The organism is Micromonospora sp. NPDC002411, assembly GCF_053592955.1.
Genome location: NZ_JBSFBM010000017.1, coordinates 19,960 through 38,870 on the forward strand (window position 1 = coordinate 19,960; position 18,911 = coordinate 38,870).

17 protein-coding genes and 1 pseudogene are annotated in these 18,911 nt (G+C 69.7%); 6 read left to right on the forward strand and 12 right to left on the reverse strand.

Translation table 11 applies throughout. The features are described from left to right. Positions 1-260 precede the first annotated feature (260 nt). Positions 261-482: pseudogene (locus ACWCO3_RS04240) on the reverse strand (PIG-L family deacetylase); the annotation flags it as partial. Positions 483-568: 86 nt separating this feature from the next. On the opposite strand from ACWCO3_RS04240, the gene ACWCO3_RS04245 reads away from it, so the two are divergent. Then, positions 569-2,713: a S9 family peptidase gene (locus ACWCO3_RS04245; protein ID WP_145779053.1), complete on the forward strand. Its 2,145-nt coding sequence runs from the start codon at positions 569-571 to the stop codon at positions 2,711-2,713. A gap of 39 nt (positions 2,714-2,752) precedes the next feature. Further along, on the forward strand, positions 2,753-2,914 hold the full coding sequence (locus ACWCO3_RS04250; protein WP_145785451.1) for a DUF1737 domain-containing protein: 162 nt from the start codon (positions 2,753-2,755) through the stop codon (positions 2,912-2,914). A gap of 46 nt (positions 2,915-2,960) precedes the next feature. Here ACWCO3_RS04250 and ACWCO3_RS04255 read toward each other — a convergent pair whose 3' ends face one another. Further along, positions 2,961-3,329, reverse strand: a complete 369-nt coding sequence (locus tag ACWCO3_RS04255; RefSeq protein ID WP_425280564.1) for a nuclear transport factor 2 family protein — start codon at positions 3,327-3,329, stop codon at positions 2,961-2,963. An 88-nt stretch (positions 3,330-3,417) separates the two neighbouring features. Further along, positions 3,418-3,816 (reverse strand): winged helix-turn-helix transcriptional regulator, encoded by a 399-nt coding sequence (locus ACWCO3_RS04260; RefSeq protein WP_145779051.1) that lies wholly within the window; start codon positions 3,814-3,816, stop codon positions 3,418-3,420. Positions 3,817-3,921: 105 nt separating this feature from the next. On the opposite strand from ACWCO3_RS04260, the gene ACWCO3_RS04265 reads away from it, so the two are divergent. Beyond that, the gene (locus ACWCO3_RS04265; protein WP_145779050.1) at positions 3,922-4,824 is read left to right on the forward strand and encodes an NADP-dependent oxidoreductase; all 903 of its coding nucleotides are present in this window, start codon (positions 3,922-3,924) and stop codon (positions 4,822-4,824) included. Positions 4,825-5,531: 707 nt separating this feature from the next. Here ACWCO3_RS04265 and ACWCO3_RS04270 read toward each other — a convergent pair. The 9 genes from ACWCO3_RS04270 to ACWCO3_RS04310 all read right to left on the reverse strand — a co-directional run bounded on the left by ACWCO3_RS04270 (position 5,532) and on the right by ACWCO3_RS04310 (position 15,173). Beyond that, the gene (locus ACWCO3_RS04270; RefSeq protein ID WP_145779049.1) at positions 5,532-6,062 is read right to left on the reverse strand and encodes an AAA family ATPase; all 531 of its coding nucleotides are present in this window, start codon (positions 6,060-6,062) and stop codon (positions 5,532-5,534) included. Between the two features lie 25 nt (positions 6,063-6,087). Next, on the reverse strand, positions 6,088-6,762 hold the full coding sequence (locus tag ACWCO3_RS04275; RefSeq protein WP_450008412.1) for a uridylate kinase: 675 nt from the start codon (positions 6,760-6,762) through the stop codon (positions 6,088-6,090). Between the two features lie 125 nt (positions 6,763-6,887). Next, positions 6,888-7,898: an alpha/beta fold hydrolase gene (locus ACWCO3_RS04280; protein ID WP_145779047.1), complete on the reverse strand. Its 1,011-nt coding sequence runs from the start codon at positions 7,896-7,898 to the stop codon at positions 6,888-6,890. A gap of 65 nt (positions 7,899-7,963) precedes the next feature. Further along, positions 7,964-8,770, reverse strand: coding sequence for a hypothetical protein (locus tag ACWCO3_RS04285; protein WP_244311562.1), 807 nt, complete (start codon positions 8,768-8,770; stop codon positions 7,964-7,966). A gap of 363 nt (positions 8,771-9,133) precedes the next feature. Next, positions 9,134-10,876 (reverse strand): ABC transporter substrate-binding protein, encoded by a 1,743-nt coding sequence (locus tag ACWCO3_RS04290; RefSeq protein WP_145779046.1) that lies wholly within the window; start codon positions 10,874-10,876, stop codon positions 9,134-9,136. A 147-nt stretch (positions 10,877-11,023) separates the two neighbouring features. Beyond that, positions 11,024-12,010: an ABC transporter permease gene (locus ACWCO3_RS04295; RefSeq protein WP_145779045.1), complete on the reverse strand. Its 987-nt coding sequence runs from the start codon at positions 12,008-12,010 to the stop codon at positions 11,024-11,026. A gap of 10 nt (positions 12,011-12,020) precedes the next feature. Further along, positions 12,021-13,028: an ABC transporter permease gene (locus ACWCO3_RS04300; RefSeq protein ID WP_357840190.1), complete on the reverse strand. Its 1,008-nt coding sequence runs from the start codon at positions 13,026-13,028 to the stop codon at positions 12,021-12,023. Continuing rightward, complete coding sequence (locus ACWCO3_RS04305; protein WP_450008415.1) at positions 13,025-14,062, reverse strand: ABC transporter ATP-binding protein; 1,038 nt, start codon at positions 14,060-14,062, stop codon at positions 13,025-13,027. The genes ACWCO3_RS04300 and ACWCO3_RS04305 overlap by 4 nt, the downstream gene beginning before the upstream one ends. 55 nt (positions 14,063-14,117) lie before the next feature. Then, positions 14,118-15,173 carry an ABC transporter ATP-binding protein gene (locus ACWCO3_RS04310; protein WP_208745121.1) on the reverse strand — a complete coding sequence of 352 codons (1,056 nt, stop codon included), beginning with the start codon at positions 15,171-15,173 and terminating at the stop codon, positions 14,118-14,120. A gap of 556 nt (positions 15,174-15,729) precedes the next feature. Here ACWCO3_RS04310 and ACWCO3_RS04315 point away from each other — a divergent pair. The 3 genes from ACWCO3_RS04315 to ACWCO3_RS04325 form a co-directional block, all read left to right on the forward strand. Further along, positions 15,730-16,281 carry a Uma2 family endonuclease gene (locus ACWCO3_RS04315; protein ID WP_358166129.1) on the forward strand — a complete coding sequence of 184 codons (552 nt, stop codon included), beginning with the start codon at positions 15,730-15,732 and terminating at the stop codon, positions 16,279-16,281. A gap of 32 nt (positions 16,282-16,313) precedes the next feature. Further along, complete coding sequence (locus ACWCO3_RS04320; RefSeq protein WP_145779040.1) at positions 16,314-17,750, forward strand: TldD/PmbA family protein; 1,437 nt, start codon at positions 16,314-16,316, stop codon at positions 17,748-17,750. A gap of 118 nt (positions 17,751-17,868) precedes the next feature. Then, positions 17,869-18,911: TldD/PmbA family protein (locus ACWCO3_RS04325; protein ID WP_450008418.1), on the forward strand; the 1,043-nt coding region annotated here is incomplete at its 3' end.

Consider the following 18,911-nt stretch of genomic DNA (forward strand, 5'->3'; position numbering starts at 1 on the left):
AACCGATCGGTCTGCGGCTGCTCGGAGTGCCGCAGGAGGAGGCCGAGGCGGCCGCCCCGGTTGTCCCGGTCTGGATCGGTATCGGTCTCGCGGTGGCCTTCACCTTTCTCGGCGGCCTGTCGCTGCTGGGCACCGCCCGCCGCCGCGAACTGGACCGGGTGACGCTGCTGGCGGCGACGGTGTGGGGGGTGGCTTACCTCGCCTTGGGGCACCGGATGGGGGACTGGTCGGTGGTGCCGGCCTGGCTGTGGCCGGTCGGGGATCCGGTACCCGCCGAGCTGGTCGGCCTCGGCGGCGACGAGCTGGGACAGCGCGGGGACGTGCACCTCGCCCTCCTCTCCGAGGGTGCAGGTCACCAGCGTGACGTGCGCACCCTGCGCGGCGTAGTGGGCCATCGTCGAGCCGGTGCCGATCGACTCGTCGTCGGGGTGCGCGTGGACCAGCAGCAGGCGGCGGTCGGGCAGCATCGTCACGACGGTCACTCTAACCGGCAGTTCCTCCCGGCCGACGTCGACGCGTCCGCCCAGGTCGGCCACATCACCTCCGGTCCGGCTCTACGATTTGGCGTGTGGACTTTCCGGAGCTGGCCGCCCGCACCCACCGGTTCAGCCACGGCGCGCCACGCGCTGTCTCCGTGGCGGAGGACGGCTCCCGGGTGATCTTCCTGCGCTCCGCCGGCCCGGAGGACCCGGCGGACGCGCTCTGGATGCTGGACGTGGCCACCGCCGAGGAGCGCCTGGTCGCCGATCCGGCAACCCTGCTCGGCGAGGACGGTGACGTCAGGTCCCTCTCCCCCGGTGAGCGCGCGCTGCGGGAGCGGCTGCGGCTCAGTGCCGACGGCATCGGCTCGTACGCGTTGGACGCCGCCGGCCGGGTTGCGGTGTTCGCGCTGGCCGGGCGGCTGTTCCGGGCCGATCTGGTGCACGGCGACGTGGTGGAGGTGGCGGCCGTCGGTCCGGTGCTGGACCCGCGTCCGGACCCGACCGGGCAGCGGCTGGCGTACGTGACCGACGCGGCCGAGGGGGTGCGCCGGGGCGAGCTGCGGGTGATCGAGCCGGACGGCACGGACACCCTGCTGGCCGGCGAGGACGCCGGTGTGAGCTGGGGCCTGGCCGAACACATCGCGGCTGAGGAGTTCGGTCGGTACCGGGGCTACTGGTGGGCTCCGGACGGCCGGATGGTGCTCGCCGCCCGGGTCGACGAGAGCCGCCTGGAACGCTGGCACCTGCACGACCCCGCCCAGCCGGCCAGCCCGCCGACCGCCATCGCGTACCCCCGGGCGGGTGGGCCGAACGCCGAGGTCAGCCTGCACCTGCTCGACCTGGACGACGGCTGGGTGGACGTGCACTGGGATCGGGAGACCTACCCGTACCTGACCGGGGTCAGCTGGGTCGAGGGCAGCCCGTTGATCACCGTGCTGCGCCGGTCGCAGCAGCACGGGCTGGTGCTGGCGGTGGACCCCCGCACCGGTGAGACGCAGGTGCACGCGGAGCTGGCCGACCCGCGTTGGGTAGAGCCGATCGCCGGCACCCCGGCGCACCTCCCGGACGGCCGCGTGCTGGTCGGCGGGGAACTGGCCCACGACGGGTACGACGCGAGGTGCCTGTTCGCCGACGGCACCCTGCTCACCCCGCCGTCGCTGTACGTACGCCGGGTGGTGGGTCGGCTGCCGGCCGCCTCCGGTCCGGCCGATCTGCTGGTCGAGGCGAGCGACGGCGAGCCGAGCGAACGGCACCTCTTCCGGATCCGCACCACGATCGGCGGTGGGGTGGACGCGCGGAGACTCACCACCGACTCCGGCTGGTACACCGCCGCGGTGGGCGGGGACGTGCTGGCGGTGGGTGTCGCGTCGCTGGACCACGCCGGGGTGCGGTGGACCGTGCGTCGCGGCGACCAGGAGTTGGCCGAGCTGCGATCGTTCGCCGCCAACCCGCCGTATTCACCGCTGCCGCTGCTGGAACGGGTGACCGACCGGCGGTTGCCGGCGGCGGTGCTCTACCCGGACAACCACGTGACGGGTCGACGGTTGCCGGTACTGCTGGACATCTACGGCGGGCCGGGGCACCAGGAGGTCGTGGCGGCGCGGGCCGCGTGGTTGGAGCGGCAGTGGTGGGCCGACGCCGGGTTCGCGGTGGTCACCATCGACAACCGGGGTACGCCGGGAGTGGCACCCTCGTTCGAGAAGGCGATCCACCGCCGGGTGGCCGACGTGATCCTCACCGACCAGATCGACGCGTTGACGGCACTGGCCGGCAAGCATCCCGACCTGGATCTGAGCCGGGTGGGGGTGCGCGGCTGGTCGTTCGGGGGGTGGCTGGCCGGGTTGGCGGTGCTGCGTCACCCGGAGCTGTTCCGGTGCGGCATCGCCGGTGCGCCGGTGACCGACTGGGCGCTGTACGACACCGCGTACACCGAGCGTTATCTGGGGTTGCCGGAGGATGGCACGGACGTCTACGCGCACCACTCGCTCGTCGAGTTGGCCGCCGAACCGGTCACCGGCCCGGACCAGGCCCGCCCGTTGCTGCTGGTGCACGGCCTGGCCGACGACAACGTGGTGGCCGCGCACACGCTCCGGCTCTCGGCGGCACTGCTGAGCACCGGCCGCCCGCACGCCGTGCTGCCGCTGACCGGCGCCACGCACATGGCCGCGAACGGCACCGCCGAGCGCCTGCTCCCCCTGGAGCTGGAGTTCCTCCGTACCCACCTGTTGTGAGCAGCATCGGATTTCACGAAACCGCTCGGCTACCGCCTCATCACCGGGCCCGATGACGCTGAATTCTGCGCCCGCGTCAGTGCTCTTCTCGATCAGGGCTATCGGCTGCACGGATCACCGGCGCTGACCTTCGACGGCGAACGCGTCATCGCCGCTCAGGCGTTGGTGCTGCCGCACCCGCCCGTGGACGGCGCCAGGTAGAGACGTTGCCTGCCGCACCTGGGCCGCTGCTGCGGGAGGCTGACGATCACCAACGTTCCACGAGGTGTTCCCGGCCCGGCGGCGGATCGTACGGCTCGGGCCAGTAGTCGATGACCTTGCTGATCAGCCCCTGCTCGGACATCTCCAGCCACACACACGCCTCCGTCTGCTCGGCGCCGACGCGGACGTCGAGCAACAGGGCAGCGAGGCGACCATCGGCGATCACCCGTCGCGGCCGGAGGTGCCAGTCGCCGGGATAGTCGGTGTTGAACCGCAGGAACGCGTCCCTGCCGCGAATGCGCTCCCGAGTCTGCGGCATCTCGTAGACCACATCGTCGCTGAGCAGGGCAGCCAACCCGGACCAGTCGCGGCGCTCCAGAAGATCGACGTAGGCGTGGGCGGTCTGCCGGGCCATCGAGGTGTCGTCCACGACGCGGACCCTAACCTCCACCAGCGACAATCTGGCGGGCTCGGACTCCGACGTTGATCGGCGTCGTCGACTCTCAGGGACGTGCGTCGAACTGGGTCCGCGCTTCGAAGACGCGATCCATGTGCGTCTCCGCCCAGTTCTTGATGGCGAAGATGACCGGGAACAGTTCATGGCCGAGCGGGGTGAGCTCGTAGTCGACGCGGACCGGCACCGAAGCAGTGACAGTGCGGGTGACCAGGCCGTCACGCTCCAGCGTGCGGAGGGTCTGGGTGAGCATCTTCTGGCTGACGCCGGCGATGCGGCGGGCGAGCTCGCCGTGCCGCTGCGGGCCCCCGGCGAGCGCGGGGATCACCAGCGCGACCCACTTGTCGGTGAGCCTGCTCAGCAGCTCACGGGTCGGGCACTGCTCCAGGAACGCGTCGTAGTCGCGTTTGGCCTGTTCGCGGCGTTGCGCCGCGGTCGTCGTCGACATGCTGTCCTCCCCTGGTGCCCTAGGCACTCCAAGGTACCTACTTTCTCCCAGTGCCGAGCATTCGTACGGTCGTGGTGATCACGAAATCCCACGAAGGAGACGACGATGCGCGCAGTCAGGTATGTGGAGTTCGGAGGGCCGGAGGTCCTGCACGTGGCTGAGGTGCCAATGCCTGAGCCCGGGCCGGGTCAGGTACGGGTGCGGGTCGCGGCATCGGTTGTCCATCCGGTTGACCTGATGGTCCGCTCCGGTCGGTTCCCGGCCCCGTTGCCGGCCGGTCTGCCGTACACCCCCGGCTGGGACGTTGCCGGCAGCGTCGACGCGGTCGGCCCGTCGGTCGACGAGTTCACGGTCGGCGACGAGGTCATCGGCTTCTCGCCGTGGCTGCAAACCACTGTCGGTGCCCACGCGGAGTACGTGGTCCTCGACGCCGCCTGGCTCACCTCCGCGCCCGCCGGCGTCCCCGCCACCGAGGCGGCGACCCTGCCGACCAATGGCCTCGCCGCCGCCCAGGCACTCGACCTGCTCGCGCTCCCGGCGGGTTCGACAGTGCTCGTCACCGGCGCCGCCGGGCAGGTCGGAGGGTTCGTTCTGGCGCTGGCCCGGGCGGCTGGTCTGCACACCACGGGACTCGCCGGAGCCGATGACCGCGAGTTCGTCGAGTCGCAGGGCGCGGCGTTCCTGTCGCGCACCGACGATCCGACGGGCACGTTCGACGCGGTCATCGACCTGGCGGTGATCGGCTCCGCACTGCTGGACCTCATCCGGGACGGCGGCGGCTACGTGGCCGCGTCGCCCCCACTTCGCCCGGAGCCGGTGCGCGGAATCCGGACCTTCGCGCTGGAGGTGCTACCGGACGGATCCCGGCTGGGCGAACTGGTCACACTGGTCAGCAGCGGCACCATTCCGCTCCGGGTCGCTGACGTGTACCCCTTCGCCGACGCGGCAGCCGCCCACGACCGTCTGGCCCGAGGTGGCGTACGCGGCGGCGTGGTGATCGTCCCCTGATGTGCGGCGAAGCTCCCGCAGGCGGGGGAAGAACGCCGAAAGCAGGAGGATCGCGAAAAGCGCCGACGAATGGACGGAAGGTCAGTTCTTGTAGATCCGCCGATGCCACCACGGCAGCGGTTGACCACTCCAACTTCTCCTGGGACTGGAGTCGGGAAGGGTGCGGCGTCGAAACTCGCCGTCCAGGCGGTTCAGCAGTCGGCGCATCTCCACACGTGCCGACGACGGTAGGAGACGGGTCACAGCCTCCAACGCGTCTCGCACGAGCGCCAGATCCAGGTATTGGCAGCCGGGGCAGGCGGGGCAGGGCGACGCTTCGAGGCGGAGCTTCCGCCCGGGCTGGCGCAGAAATTGTCGATATTCAAGAAGGAAATAGGCAGTATGCCCGGGTCGGACATGCTGATTGAATGGGTCGGGGTCGTAGCATTCCCCGCCGCGCGAGGACCGACCGGAATTCCGGCAGTGTTCGACAGCTCGAACGGCGGCGGTTGCGGCAGGAGAGAGACAGTCGATCAGATCGCCGCCTTCGCGGGCCCATTGGCGAAGGGCAGGACCAGCGGCTTGATGTGCGGCGCGAATCGCGCCCGGCCGCTTACGCGGCATGACCCTTTCGGTTGATCGTCATGGTGCGATGCTTGCATCAAGGTGCCGGCCGCGCAACGTGTCAACGTCAGTTGGTCGCGAGAGTGCGATGGCGGTCGCCGGTGTCAGGAGACCGCGGGCGGCCAGCGGTGCGTACGCCACTCGTTCCAGCTCGCGAATCCAGTCGGCGGCGCGTCAATGGGTTCGGTGCCGTCGAGTTCGCCCGGCGTCGGGACCTCGAAGCTCGCCGCCCACTCGGCGAGTTCGTCGTCGGACATGGGCCACGTCGTGTGTGGCGCTTCGGCTTGGCGCTGATCGAGTCGTCGGCGCTGCTCGGCTGGGGTGAGTGCGAAGTAGTGCAACTCCACCGTCGCGCCGAGGTCTGCTGCTGCCTGCCGCAGCGCAGTGCGCTCGTCCCGGCTCCAGAGGCCGTAGTCGATCACGACGTTGGTGCCGAGTTCCAGGGTCCGCAACCCGATCTCGATGAGCCGTCCTTCGATCACGTCCTGAGCCGACGGCGGATTCTCCTGCCCGTAGAGAGCCTTCACCCACTCGTCCTTCGTCAGACGAAGAGCTTTGCGCTCAACCTCGATACGTCGAGCAGCAGTGGTCTTCCCGGTGCACGGAAGCCCCACCGTCAGGAACAGCGTCGTCATCCCCCGCCTCCGAACGAACGTGCGTTCAACGTGTGTGGTTCTCCCAGACCGGCTGCTGGGGCTCGTCGTTGTGCACGACGACGTCGGCGTGATCGGTCGGGCGCACCCTGTCGAAGTAGAGCTGTTGGGAGGGGAGGTAACGCTCGCGCCAACGCCGCTCGACGTCGATGCGGGATGACACCTGCCGCTCTCGGACCACGGCACGATCCACTGTCTTCTCGGGCGCGCTCGACACGAAGACGCGCAGGTCCCACCGGTCTCGAAGTTCCGGGCGCATCAGGAAAACGCCGTCGAACACCAGCACGGCGTCGGCGGGAGCGGTCAAGATCGGCGGGGACAGCACAGCGTCCGCGGTGCTGTCGTAGACCGCGGGTTGGAAGCGCCGATCTCCGCCGGGGCCGAGTGGATCCAGCAGAACCCGGTTCAACGCGCCGTAGTCGTGTGCGTCGTAGTAGCAGCCTTCGGCCGAGTACTCGCCGCGCGGATACCGCTGCGCCCGAGGGAAGAGGAAGTCGTCGATCGTCGCGCGAATGACGTCGCGGCCGTGCTCGCGCAGGACGACGGCCAACTCGTCGGCGAGGGTCGTCTTGCCAGCGGCGGGCGGGCCGTCGACGGCAACCCGTACCGGGTGGGCATGAGTGACCGACTCGACCGCCTCGGCCAGACGAGCGAGCATCTCGTTCCGGGTGCCGTGGCGCATGTCCTGCCCCGTCCTGGTCTCGCGAAGGTCACCGTGTCGGGACGACTCTATGCGCGCGGCCGACCGCATGGATCCACAAGCCCCGCCTCTCGCACGGCCGCACATGGTCGCGGTTCTCGTTTGACTCACTGACCGCCCGACACGGAGCTGAAGAAGGTGAGGAGAAATCCGGTCGTCTGCGTAGGGTCTTCGAGCATGGGTGAGTGACCGACACCGGGCATCAACTCGACGTTCGCACCAGCAACGCGGCGGTACGCGGCCGCCGATGAGGATCGCCACCTCTGGTCGAGCTCACCGAAGATGACCAGCAGTGGCTTGCCGAGGCTCGTGAGCCGATCCGGAAGTTGTCGCTGGGTCAGGTAGTCGTCGGACGCCCGCGATGTCGCCGTGAGCGCGTGGTAGGTCATGCTGCGCGTGTCGTCGACGAGCTGCTGCGGGACGTGGAAGCCGGGCGCGAACGCGGTGCTCAAGCCCCGGCGCAGAATCCCATCGGTCCGAAGTCGCCACAGGAGTTGACCCAGCACAGGGACGAAGACGAGCTTGCCCACCGGCCCGTCCGAGATGAAGGCGTCCAGGCGCGGTCCCGTGTTGATGAGCGCGAGGCCGATCACCAGGTCGCCGCGGTGTTCGGCGAGCGCGGTGGCGACGTAGCCGCCGGTCGAGTGGCCAATCACGATGGCCTGTTCGATGCCGAGCTGGTCCAGTGCCTGCCCGACGCGGCGTCCCTGCTGCGGGACGGCATAGCCGCCGCCGGCCGGTTTGGCGGATCGGCCATGTCCGAGCAGGTCGATTCGGATGACACGGTGGGACGTTGCCAGCGTCGGGACTATCGACTTCCACCACTCGGTCGAGGCACCGAGCCCGTGGATCAGCACGAGTGCCGGGGCGTCGCGGGGCCCGTCCTGGCTGACGTTGATGTCGCCGCCGTCGAGATGCAGGATCGAGTCTCCGGTGGCACGGGCGGACTGCCAGTTCACCGATGCCGCGTTGGCCAGGAGCAGTCCGACGACCGTGAGCAGCGTCGTCGAGGCGATGACGCGCCGTCGCCGGCGGGCGCGGCTTCGACGCGGTTGCTGGTCGGACGCGCGCGGGTCGACCTCGTCGAACTGTTTGCCGAGGGCTGGCGATGCCGTCATGAATGCACTGTCGTCGCCCTGCGGTGCCGCTGGCTTGGACGAATGTTCCGGTCAACCGGCGCGTTTCAACTGGCGGACTCAGCCGGTAGGTCGACACTGGGCTCTTCGCTGCCGTCAGGCTCGTCTGGCCTCGGGTTGTCCGTGCACAGGTCGCTGAGGACGAAGGCCAGTCGGGCAGCAAGAGCTGCATCGGCGAGCGCGAGTTCCCCTGTCAGCGCATCCGTCGCTGCGGAGAGAGCACGGGTCAGTTCGGCCTCGTTCAGCGCACGGACCAGGGTCGTGTCCAGCGGTGAGGTCACCTCCGGCGGAAGCAGGTGGGCACCTTTCGCGTAGCTGGTGGGGTGACCGAGGCGCAAGCAGGCCAAGGCGAGAACCTGACCGCGTAGAGCGCTGATCCACTGCTCGGCCTGCCACCAACGGTGGCGTTGGATGGAGATCCACGCATGCAGGGCGTGGTGCCATCCCAACCCGACCAGAGCCCGCCATTCCGGACGCAGGTCTTCCTTGGCCTGTCCGGGATGGCCGAAGACCGTACGCCAGGTCGGACCGTGCGGCCCGAACTCCGCAGCCGGTGTGAACCCGATGTCCACTTCAAGCATGTCGGCAAGCAGGAACACCCGGTACACGGCAGAGCCGGACGGCAGGTCCCAGTGATGAACGGCGGCGAAGTCCCGGTAGAGCATGTCGGTCCAGCGGTGCATCACCGCGTCCAGCGAACCTTCGATGCCGAACGCCAGGTCGATGTCCGACCACCGGTCGCCGCCGTCGACCGCGTGAGATCCGGTGATGGCGGCCCCGACGACGGCGGGGTCACGTTCGGCTAGACCGAGCAACTGCTCCCGGATCGAGTCACGCTTGCCGGCGGTGAACACCGCGCCACGATATCGCCCCGATTTCGGTGCCACCTGCGTCTGCTGACGGCCGCAAGGCATACCCCTCTGCCACGGTCAGCGCCCATTCGGCCGACTACAGGATCCCCAGAGTCCGACCCAGCCCCACGTGCTCCGGGCGGTCCCGGCCACACGGCAAGCTCCAGACGCGCTGGACCGTGACTGTCGGCACGCCGAGTCGAGGATGCTTCAACGGTTGAATCGTCTACGACATCAGCTCCAAAGGAAGCGTGCGGGGGCACCCATCCCGGGCTGGCCGAACAGCGCTCGCGCTCAGAGGACGGACGGCGAGGGCCCCCTCCCGACGACGCTGTCGGGAGAGGGCCCTGCCTGCCTGCGGTATGACTACGGCTTGACGTGCGCGTTCACGAACGACGGGTAGCCGAAGACGCTGGAGATGAAGATCCCGCCGGCCTTGGACCCGTGCACGTTGTAGGCCACGTCGACGTAGAGCGGCACCACCGGGGCGAACTCCTTCATGATCCGCTCGTCGAGCTTGGCCCACTCCGGGCCCTGGTCGGCCGGGGCGAGCGCCAGGATGCGGTCCATCTCGGCGTTGATGGCCGGGTCGTTGAAGTAGGACTGGTTGCTGTTGCCCTCGGCCTTGATGGTGCGGCCGTCGTAGAGCACCGGCAGAATCGACGCCCCGCTGGGCCAGTCCGCCGCCCAGTTACCGATGTACAGGTCCCAGGGGTTGTTCTTCTTCTTGATCTCGTCGAGCTTGGCGTCGTCGGAGATGTTCCGCAGCGTGATCTTGAAGCCGGCCCGCTCCAGGTTGGCCTTCAGCTGAGCGCCCTGCTGCTGCTCGGTGGAGTTGTCGGCGACGCCGAGGACCAGCTCCGGCGTCTTTCCGCCGAGCAGTTCCTTGGCCTTGTCGACGTTGCCGTTCGGCCCGGCCGGGTACGCCTCGTACGCCTTGTAGCCGATCGTGGCGGACGGCATCAGCGTGGTCAGCGGTGCGGCGACGTTCTGGCCGCCGAGCACCTTGATCATGCCTTCGCGGTCGATGGCGTAGTTGAGCGCCTGCCGGACCTTGAGGTCGGTGACCCGCTGGTTGTTGATGACGAGCTGGTTGGCGCTCGGGGTCGGCGAGAGGATCGTCCGCGACTTGAGCGCGGCGTCCCCGGCCACCTTGGCGACCAGCGAGGCGGGCACGGTGTTGAAGGCGAGTGCGCTCTGGTCGGCGCCGTTGTCGGCGATCACCCGGTTGTTGGCGGCGTCGGCGGTCGGCCCGAAGGTCCAGACGAACTGGTCCGGGTACTGATGGCGTACCGGGTCGGTGTTGGCGTCCCAGTTGGGGTTGCGGTCCAGGGTGAGCTGGACGCCGACCTGGTTCTTGGCGACCTTGTACGGGCCGGAGGAGAACGGCTGCTTGTCCACCTCGATGCCGGTGTCCTTGTCGGCGGGCAGCGGCGCGGTGGTCGGCAGCGAGGCGGCGAACGGCAGGTCGCAGCGGGGCTTGGCGAACTCGAAGCGCAGCGTCTTGGCGTCCGGCGTGCTCAGGCCCGGCGGCAGCGACGTCTTGTTCTTCTTGAAGTCCCACTTGGTGTCGAACTGCGCGGTGTCGGCCAGCCACTCCTGGATGTAGGTCGGGCCGCCGGACAGGTCGGGGTCGAAGGAGCGTGCGATGCCGTACGCGATCTCCTTGGAGGTGATCGGCCGGCCGTCCTCGAACTTCACCCCGTCCTTGACGGTGAACTCCCAGACCTTGCAGTCGTTGTTGACGTTCTTGCCCGGCGTCTCGGCCAGGTCACCGACCAGGACCAGGCCGCCCTTGCCATCGTCCTTCCAGGTGGTCAGGTAGCGGGACCAGAGCGGGTTGGCCATCAGACCGGCGAACGAGTACGTCCGCTGCGGGTCGAGGTGGGAGATCGGCGACTCCCGGATGACGGTGAAGGTGCCGCCCTTCGCGGCGCCGCTCACCTCTGCCGCCGGCCCCTGCGAGTCCTTGGGGTCGGTCGCGATGACCCCGGTCTGCTTCCGGTCGGTGTCCACAGTGGTGCCCTCGCCCGTGTTCTTCGAGCACGCACCCAATGCCACAACCAGAGCGATCGCGCCGCCTGCGGCAACCGCCACGCGTGGTCGCATGAAGTACCTCCTTCAGCCATGTGCCGTGCGGTTTCGTCGGGGCGAGAACCGCCGACGTCCCGAGGATCGTAAGGAAGAAAAACTACGAGTTGTGTAACAGTTGTCGATAAATTTCGCCATCGGACACCGTGGCGGCCGAGCAGCCGGTCAGCGCAGCCGCACCCGGGGGTCGATGGTCGCGTAGAGCAGGTCCACCAGCACGTTCGCCAGGACGACGAAGACGGCCGCGATCAGCACGGTGGCCATGATGGTGGGCAGGTCACCCGAGCGCACCGCGTCCACCGCCGTACGCCCCAACCCCTGGATGCCGAACGTCGTCTCGGTGATGACCGTGCCACCGAGCGCTCCGCCCACGTCCAGCCCCGCGATGGTCACCACCGGGGTGATCGCCGCGCGCAGCGCGTGCCGCCCGTACACGGTGGGTTTGGCCAGGCCCTTGGCCCGCGCGGTCCGGACGAAGTCCTCGGAGAGCGTCTCCAACATCTGCGCCCGCGACAACCGGGCGTAGATCGCCGAGAAGAGAAAGGCCAGCGACACCCAGGCGAGCGCCAGCCCACTGGCCCACTTCGCCGGGTTCTCGAACAGGGAGGTGTAGCTGGGCACCGGCAGCCACCGCAGGTTGTAGACGAAGATCATCAGCAGCACCGCGCCCACGAAGTACAGCTGCAACGACGCGCCGGTCAGCGAGAAGCCGATGGCGGCCCGGTCCAGCCAGGTGCCCCGACGCAACGCGGAGACCATGCCAAGACCGACGCCGAGCAGCAACCAGAGGATCGCCGCCGGGATCACGATGCTCAGCGTCACCGGCAGCACCCGGGCGATGGTGTCCGAGACGGCCTCGTTGGTGACGTACGACCAGCCCAGACAGGGCGCGTCGCAGCGGCCACCCTGGGCGCTACCGAGGTCCCGGCCGGTCACGATGCCCTTCATGTAACCGGCGTACTGGCTGATCAGCGGGTCGTTCAGGCCCAGGTCGTCGCGGACCCGCTCCAACCGCTCCGGGTTGCAGTTCTTCGAGCAGATGCTGCTCACCGGGTCACGCGGCAGGGCGAAGAACATCAGGAAGGTCAGCACACTTACCGCGAACAGGGTCAGCGTGGCGGAGAAGAGCCGCTTGAGCAGAAATCGCGCCATGGGGTACCCCCTACCGGGACGACTTCGGGTCGAGCGCGTCCCGCAACGCGTCGCCGAAGAGGTTGAAGGCGAACACCAGCGCGAAGATCGTGATGCCCGGGAAGAACACGTACGCCGGGTCGGTCTGGAGGTAGTCCAGACTGTCGTAGATCATCCGGCCGAAGCTCGGCGTTTCGTCACTGAGCCCGACGCCGATGAACGAGAGCGCCGCCTCGCTGGTGATGAATTGCGGCACCGCCAGCGAGAACGAGACCAGGATCGGCGCCCAGATGTTCGGCAGCAGTTGCCGGAAGAGCATGTGCCCCAACCCGGCGCCGCTGGCCTTGGCCGCCTCCACGAACTCCCGCTCACGCAGCGCGATCACCTGACCGCGGACCAGCCGCGCGGTGCTGGTCCAGCCGAAGATGGCGAAGACGGCGATCAGCACACCCACCCCGAAGGCGGACGACACCTGCCCCCGCTCGCCGTAGAAGCGCAGCGTGATGGCGGGGGTGAGCGCCAACGCGATGATCAGGAAGGGCATCGCCAGGGTCAGGTCGGTGATCCAGTTGATCACCGCGTCGAGCCAGCCACCGAGGTAGCCGGCGAGCGTGCCGAGCGCGACGCCAATCGTCGCGGTGATCAGGGCGGCGGCGAGGGCGATGAACAGCGACGTGCGCAACCCGTAGATCAGCCGGACGAAGATGTCCCGGCCCAGCCCCGGCTCCAGCCCGAACCAGTGGTCACCGGTGACCCCGCCGGCGTACCCCAGTGGCATGCCGTTGCCGTCCAGCAGATTCTGGAACTGCTCCCGCGGCCCGACGCCGTAGAGCATCTCGATCAGCGGGGCGGACAACCCCAACACCATGAAGAACACCAGGAGTACGCCGCTGACCACTGCCGTACGGTCACGGCGCAGCCGCATCCACGCGAGCTGACCGGGCGAGCGACCGACGACGCCCTTGGCGGCGGGCCCGCCCGCGTCGGTGCCGGACTCGATCTCGGCCAGCGCCACACCCTCCACCGGGGAGAGGCTCACGACGACACCTCCTCGTCGACCTGGACAGCCGACTCGGCTGACTCCGGGCTCGTGCTGGCCGCTTCCCTCTCAGGGAAGTGACACGCTGTGGCCTGCCGGCCGCCGTCACGCGGGACCAGCGCCGGCTCCTCAGTGGCGCAGACGTCCTGCGCCTTCCAGCACCGGGTACGGAACCGGCAGCCCGACGGCGGGTCGAGCGGGGTGGGCACGTCACCGGTCAGACGGATGCGGCCCGCAGGGCCAAGCTGGGTGACGTCCGGGATCGCCGAGAGCAACGCCCTGGTGTACGGGTGCTGCGGGCGCTCGTAGATGTCCTCCCGATCGCCGATCTCCACGATCCGGCCCAGGTACATGACCGCGACCCGCTGGCAGAAGTGCCGGACCACAGCCAGGTCGTGCGCGATGAACACGAACGCCAGACCGAGCTCCCGTTGCAGGTCACGCAGCAGGTTGACGACCTGCGCCTGGATCGAGACGTCCAGCGCGCTCACCGGCTCGTCCGCGACGATCAGCTTGGGCCGCAGGGCCAACGCCCGGGCGATGCCAATGCGCTGACGCTGACCGCCGGAGAACTCGTGCGGGTACCGGTTGTAGTGCTCCGGGTTCAACCCGACCAGCTCCAGCAACTCCTGCACCCGGGCCTTGATCCCACCCGGCGGTTTGATCCCGTTGACCTGCAGCGGCATCGCCACGATCCGGCCGACGGTGTGCCGGGGGTTCAGCGACGCGTACGGGTCCTGGAAGATGATCTGGAGTTCCTGACGCAGCGGGCGCAACTCCCGGCGGCCGGCGTGCGTGATGTCCCGCCCGGCGAACTCGATGCTGCCGCTGGTCGGCTCCAGCAGCCGCACCAGCATCCGACCGGTGGTGGTCTTGCCGCAGCCCGACTCCCCCACCAGCCCGAGCGTCTCGCCGGGGCGCACGTCGAAGTCGAGCCCGTCCACCGCCCGCACCAGGCCGGTGGAGCGCAGCCCCTCGCGTACCGGGAAATGCTTGGTCAGGCCCCGTACCCGCAACAGCGGTTCGTCGGTCACCTCCACGGTCCTCCGTTCGGGGCTGCGGTACTCCGCTGCGCTGCGTTCCTCGCCCTCACACAGCCACCCCCACTCGTGCGACGTCCTCGGCATAGAACGCGGCGCGCTCCTCGGCGCTCAGATGACAGGCGACGAGGTGACCCTCGGCCCCGGCCGCCCGTAGCTCGGGCACGTCCGTGCGGGAGCGGCTGCCGGCGCGGTCCGCGTACCGGCAGCGCGGGTGGAACGCGCAGCCGGACGGCAGGTTGATCAGGCTCGGCGGGTTGCCGGGAATCGGCAGCAGGTCCGCGTCCGCGTCGCCGTGCAGCGACGGCACGCTGGAGAGCAACCCCCAGGTGTACGGATGTTGTGGCGAACGGAGCACCTGCTCGACGCTGCCCCGCTCGACGGCGCGACCGCCGTACATGACCAGCACGTCGTCGGCGACCTGGCCGACCACGCCGAGGTCGTGGGTGATCAGGATGATCGCGGAGTGGAACTCGGCCTGGAGGTCGGCCAACAGGTCCAGGATCTGCGCCTGCACTGTGACGTCCAGGGCGGTGGTCGGCTCGTCGGCGATCAGCAGCGCCGGGTCGTTGACCAGCGACATCGCGATCATCGCCCGTTGCCGCATGCCGCCGGAGAACTCGTGCGGGTACTGATCGAAGCGGCGGGCCGGCTGTGGGATGCCGACCCGGTCCAGCATGTCGACGGCCCGCTGCCGGGCCTCGCGACGGTTGGCCTTCGGGTGGTGCACCCGGTACGCCTCGGCGATCTGTCGGCCCACCGTGTAGTACGGGTGCAGCGCGGACAGCGGATCCTGGAAGATCATCGCCATGTCCCGGCCACGCAGCCGGCGTACCTCCTCGTCAGGCAGGCCGACCACCTGCCGGCCGCCGACGGAGATCTCGCCGGTGATGGTTGCGCGTTTGGGATCGTGCAGGCCGAGGATGGCCAGCGAGGTGACGCTCTTGCCGGAGCCGGACTCACCGACGATGCCCAGGGTGCGGCCCCGCTCGACGGCGAACGACACCCCGTCGACCGCGCGCACCACGCCGTCCTCGGTGTCGAACCGGACCCGCAGGTCACGCACCCGCAGGTAGGCGTCGTCGTTGCCGCGCTGCGTCGGCACGGCGGGATGGTCGTCCGGCTTCCCGGACGGCGCCGGATCCGAGCTGTCCACGGCAACCTCCCTCAGTGACGAAGAGAACTTACAACAAAGTCCCGAGGGTGAAAATAAGCTACAAAGTCGGCACGTGTCAGCGGGCCCGAGCGTAACGAGTCAGCATCGGCCCCGCACCCCCGTCACCTCGCCATCCACGCCCGTTCATGGCCCCGCCCTGGCCCTTGCGCGCCCCGCGCCCCGCGCCCCCGCGCCCAAGATCCGCGCAACTTCCCCGATGTTGCTGCCTCCGGCACGCGAGAAACAGCAACATCCCCGATACTGCGCGGATCTTGACGACGAACAGCGCCTCAAAAACCAGCAGCGGGGTTTGGGGCACCCACCGCCGTCAAGGTCACGCTCGAAGCAGGAAGTAGTGGCCACGAAGCGCTCGGAAACCACTACATCTACGATCGGGCGCGATCTTGGTGACTCAATCTTGAAGATCACAACGTCTAGCGAGGCCTTCATCGTGCTCGCACGCCGGGTGCGACCTCAGCGATCCACAACGAGTTGCACTGGCCGGGTGGATCCTGCCGACGTTCCTGACCACTCGCTGCCCTGGACCGAGTCGGACTACCTCGCCCTCGGTGAGACAGCCCAGCGGATCGAACTCCTCGACGGCGGACTGCTCATTGGACCATCGCCGTCCGTCCGACACCAGGCGATCGTCTGTGGCTTGGCAGCCGCGTTGGAGCCAGGCTGCGCAGCGGCGACCCGCACCCTGCTCCCGGTCATTAACCTGCGCCTCAACGCCACGCGCATCCTCAATCCCGACCTCGTGGTGACGGCGGAGTTGGATCTGACGGCGGACTGCGTGCCGGCGGGCGCGGTCCTGCTGGTTGGCGAGATCACAGCGCCGCACACCGCCGTCATCGATCGGCTGTTGAAGCCGCACCTGTACGCCGCGGCCAGCATCCCGTGGTATCTGCTCGTCGAGCAGGAGTCCCTGAGCCTGTACCTGTATCAGCGACAGGGTTTCCACTACGTCGAGCGGTCGGCGACCAGGGCCGGCGAGGTTCTGGAACTGACCGAGCCGGTGAAGGCCACCATTCGACCGGCGGAACTGCTCCCCTGACGGGCGTCGGTCGTCTGGCCTAGGGTCGGTCCATGACCGAGTTCGACGCGGCCACCGCCGCCGTCCAGGCCGCCCTCGACGCGGGAGCGCGGTACGCCGACGCACGGGTGATGCATCGCCGCTACGAGTCGATGACCGCGCGCAACGGCGACGTGGAGGAGCTGACCCAGGACGAGAGCATCGGGCTCGGTGTCCGGGCGCTCGTCGGTGCGAGTTGGGGCTTCTACGCCGTACCCGATCTCTCCGACGCCGCCGCCCGCGACGCCGGTCGGCGCGCTACGCGTACCGCGATGGCGAGCGCGCGGGTGCCCGGCCCGCCGGTCGACCTGGTGCCCGCCGAGGCCGTCACCGCGAGCTGGGCCTCCGGTTGCGAGATCGACCCGCTCGGGGTGCCTCTGTCGGACAAGGGTGACCTGCTGGTCGACGCGACCCGCGCGATGGTCGAGCACGGCGCGGATCTGGCCGAGGGCCTGTACCAGATCTGGGACACCGCCAAGTGGTTCGTCTCCAGCGAGGGCCACCGGATCGACCAGCGGATCCGCGAATGCGGTGGGGGCATTTCCGCCACCTCCATCGGTGACGGCGAGACGCAGCGCCGGTCCTGGCCGAGCTACCGGGGGCAGTACGGCACCACCGGGTGGGAGCTGGTCGAGTCGCTCGACCTGGCCGCGCACGCCGCGCAGATCGCCGACGAGTCCCGGGCGCTGCTCACCGCGCCGCAGTGCCCGGCGGGCGAGACGGATCTGATCCTCGGCGGCGAACAGTTGGCCCTGCAGATCCACGAGTCGGTCGGGCACGCCATCGAACTGGACCGGATCCTCGGCTGGGAGGCGGCGTTCGCCGGCACGTCCTGGCTGGACCTGGCCCAGCTCGGTTCGCTGCGCTACGGCTCGGAGCTGATGAACATCACCATCGACCCGACGATCCCCGGCGCCCTGGGCAGCTTCGGGTTCGACGACGAGGGCTCCCCGGCGGTCCGGCGGGACGCGGTCCGCGACGGCCGCTGGGTCGGTGTGCTCGCCGGTCGGGACTCGGCCGCCATGGCCAGCCTCGACTACGGCGGCAGCGTACGGGCCGACGGGTGGGCCCGGCTGCCGATGGTGCGGATGACGAACGTCGGCCTGGAACCCGGCCCGCACACCCTGGAGGAGATCATCGCGGCCACCGACGACGGCGTTCTGATGGACCTCAACCGGTCCTGGTCGATCGACGACAAGCGGCTCAACTTCCAGTTCGGCTGCGAGGTCGGCTGGGAGATCAAGAAGGGGCGGCGGGGGCGGATGCTGCGCAACCCCACGTACACGGGGATCGGCCCGCTCTTCTGGCGCTCGATGGACATGCTCTCCAACGAGACGATCTCCTGGGGCACGCCCAACTGCGGCAAGGGCCAGCCCGGCCAGATCGGCCACACCGGCCACCCGGCGGCACCGGCCCGGTTCCGCAACGTCCGCGTGGGGGTTTCCGCGTGAGCGCGAGGAGTGAGCCGGTCCTGCGAGCCCCGCAGTCGCGAACGAAAGGGAGCTCAGTGAGCGCGAGGAGTGAGCCGGTCCTGCGAGCCCCGCAGTCGCGAACGAAAGGCGGCACCGCGTGAGCGCGAGGAGTGAGTTGGAGCTGGCGGGGCAGGTTGTCGAGCTGGTCCGCCAGCTCGGCGGTCCGGCCGCGCAGGCCGACGCGGTGGTGACGCGGGCGGACCTGGCGCTGACCCGGTTCGCCAACTCGGCCATCCACCAGAACGTCGCGGAGTCGACGGTCGGGGTCCGGTTGCGGCTGCACGTGGACGGTCGGACCGCCGCCGGCAGCGGCAGCGTGGTCACCACCGACGGGCTGCGGGCGCTGGTGGAGCGGACCCTGGCCGCGGCGCGCCTCTGCCCACCCGACCCGGGCTGGCCGGGGCTGACCGCGCCGACGCCCGTGCCGGACGCGCCGCCAGTGGACGAGGCGACCGCGTACGCGGAGCCGGACCAGCGGGCCGACCGGGTGGGGGCGTTCGTGGCCGCCGCCGAGGGCTTGAGCACAGCGGGATACTGCCGCACCGCGCATCGCTCGTCGGCGTTCGCGAACTCGGCCGGGCACACCGCGTCCGGCCGCTCGGCGGAGGCGGCGATGGACGGCATCGCCCGCCGTGACGGCGCGGACGGGGTGGCCCGGCGCTGCGCGGACCGGCTCTCCGACCTCGACGGTGCCGAGCTGGGGGCGCACGCGGCGGCGAAGGCGCAGGCCGCGGCGGACCCGGTCGAGTTGCCGCCGGGGCACTACGAGGTGGTGTTCGAGCCGGCCGCCGTGGCGGACCTGTTGCAGAACCTGTCCTGGTTCGGTTTCAACGGCAAGCGGTACGCCGAACGGCAGTCGTTCGCCGAGCCGGGGGTCGCCCAGTTCGACAGGGCGGTGACCCTGGTGGACGACCCGTTGGGCGCGTCGGGCCTGCCGTTCGACGCGGAGGGCACCGCGCGTCGGGCGTTGACACTGGTCGAGGCGGGCACCACCCGCGCGGTGGCGCATGACCGGCGGACCGCCGCCGAGGCGGGTGCCCAGTCCACCGGGCACGCGGTCGCGGGTGGCGCCACCTGGGGTCCGATGGCCCGCACCATGCGGCTGTCCGGCGCGGCCGCGGGGCCGGCCAGCGCCAGCGG

Excerpts from the sequence above, each read along its gene's own strand:
- ACWCO3_RS04295 (WP_145779045.1), bottom strand. The coding sequence starts at position 12,010 with ATGGCGCGATTTCTGCTCAAGCGGCTCTTCTCCGCCACGCTGACCCTG.
- ACWCO3_RS04290 (WP_145779046.1), bottom strand. The coding sequence starts at position 10,876 with ATGCGACCACGCGTGGCGGTTGCCGCAGGCGGCGCGATCGCTCTGGTT.
- ACWCO3_RS04320 (WP_145779040.1), top strand. The coding sequence starts at position 16,314 with ATGACCGAGTTCGACGCGGCCACCGCCGCCGTCCAGGCCGCCCTCGAC.
- ACWCO3_RS04255 (WP_425280564.1), bottom strand. The coding sequence starts at position 3,329 with ATGGCCCGGCAGACCGCCCACGCCTACGTCGATCTTCTGGAGCGCCGC.
- ACWCO3_RS04280 (WP_145779047.1), bottom strand. The coding sequence starts at position 7,898 with ATGACGGCATCGCCAGCCCTCGGCAAACAGTTCGACGAGGTCGACCCG.
- ACWCO3_RS04270 (WP_145779049.1), bottom strand. The coding sequence starts at position 6,062 with ATGACGACGCTGTTCCTGACGGTGGGGCTTCCGTGCACCGGGAAGACC.
- ACWCO3_RS04265 (WP_145779050.1), top strand. The coding sequence starts at position 3,922 with ATGCGCGCAGTCAGGTATGTGGAGTTCGGAGGGCCGGAGGTCCTGCAC.
- ACWCO3_RS04260 (WP_145779051.1), bottom strand. The coding sequence starts at position 3,816 with ATGTCGACGACGACCGCGGCGCAACGCCGCGAACAGGCCAAACGCGAC.
- ACWCO3_RS04275 (WP_450008412.1), bottom strand. The coding sequence starts at position 6,762 with ATGCGCCACGGCACCCGGAACGAGATGCTCGCTCGTCTGGCCGAGGCG.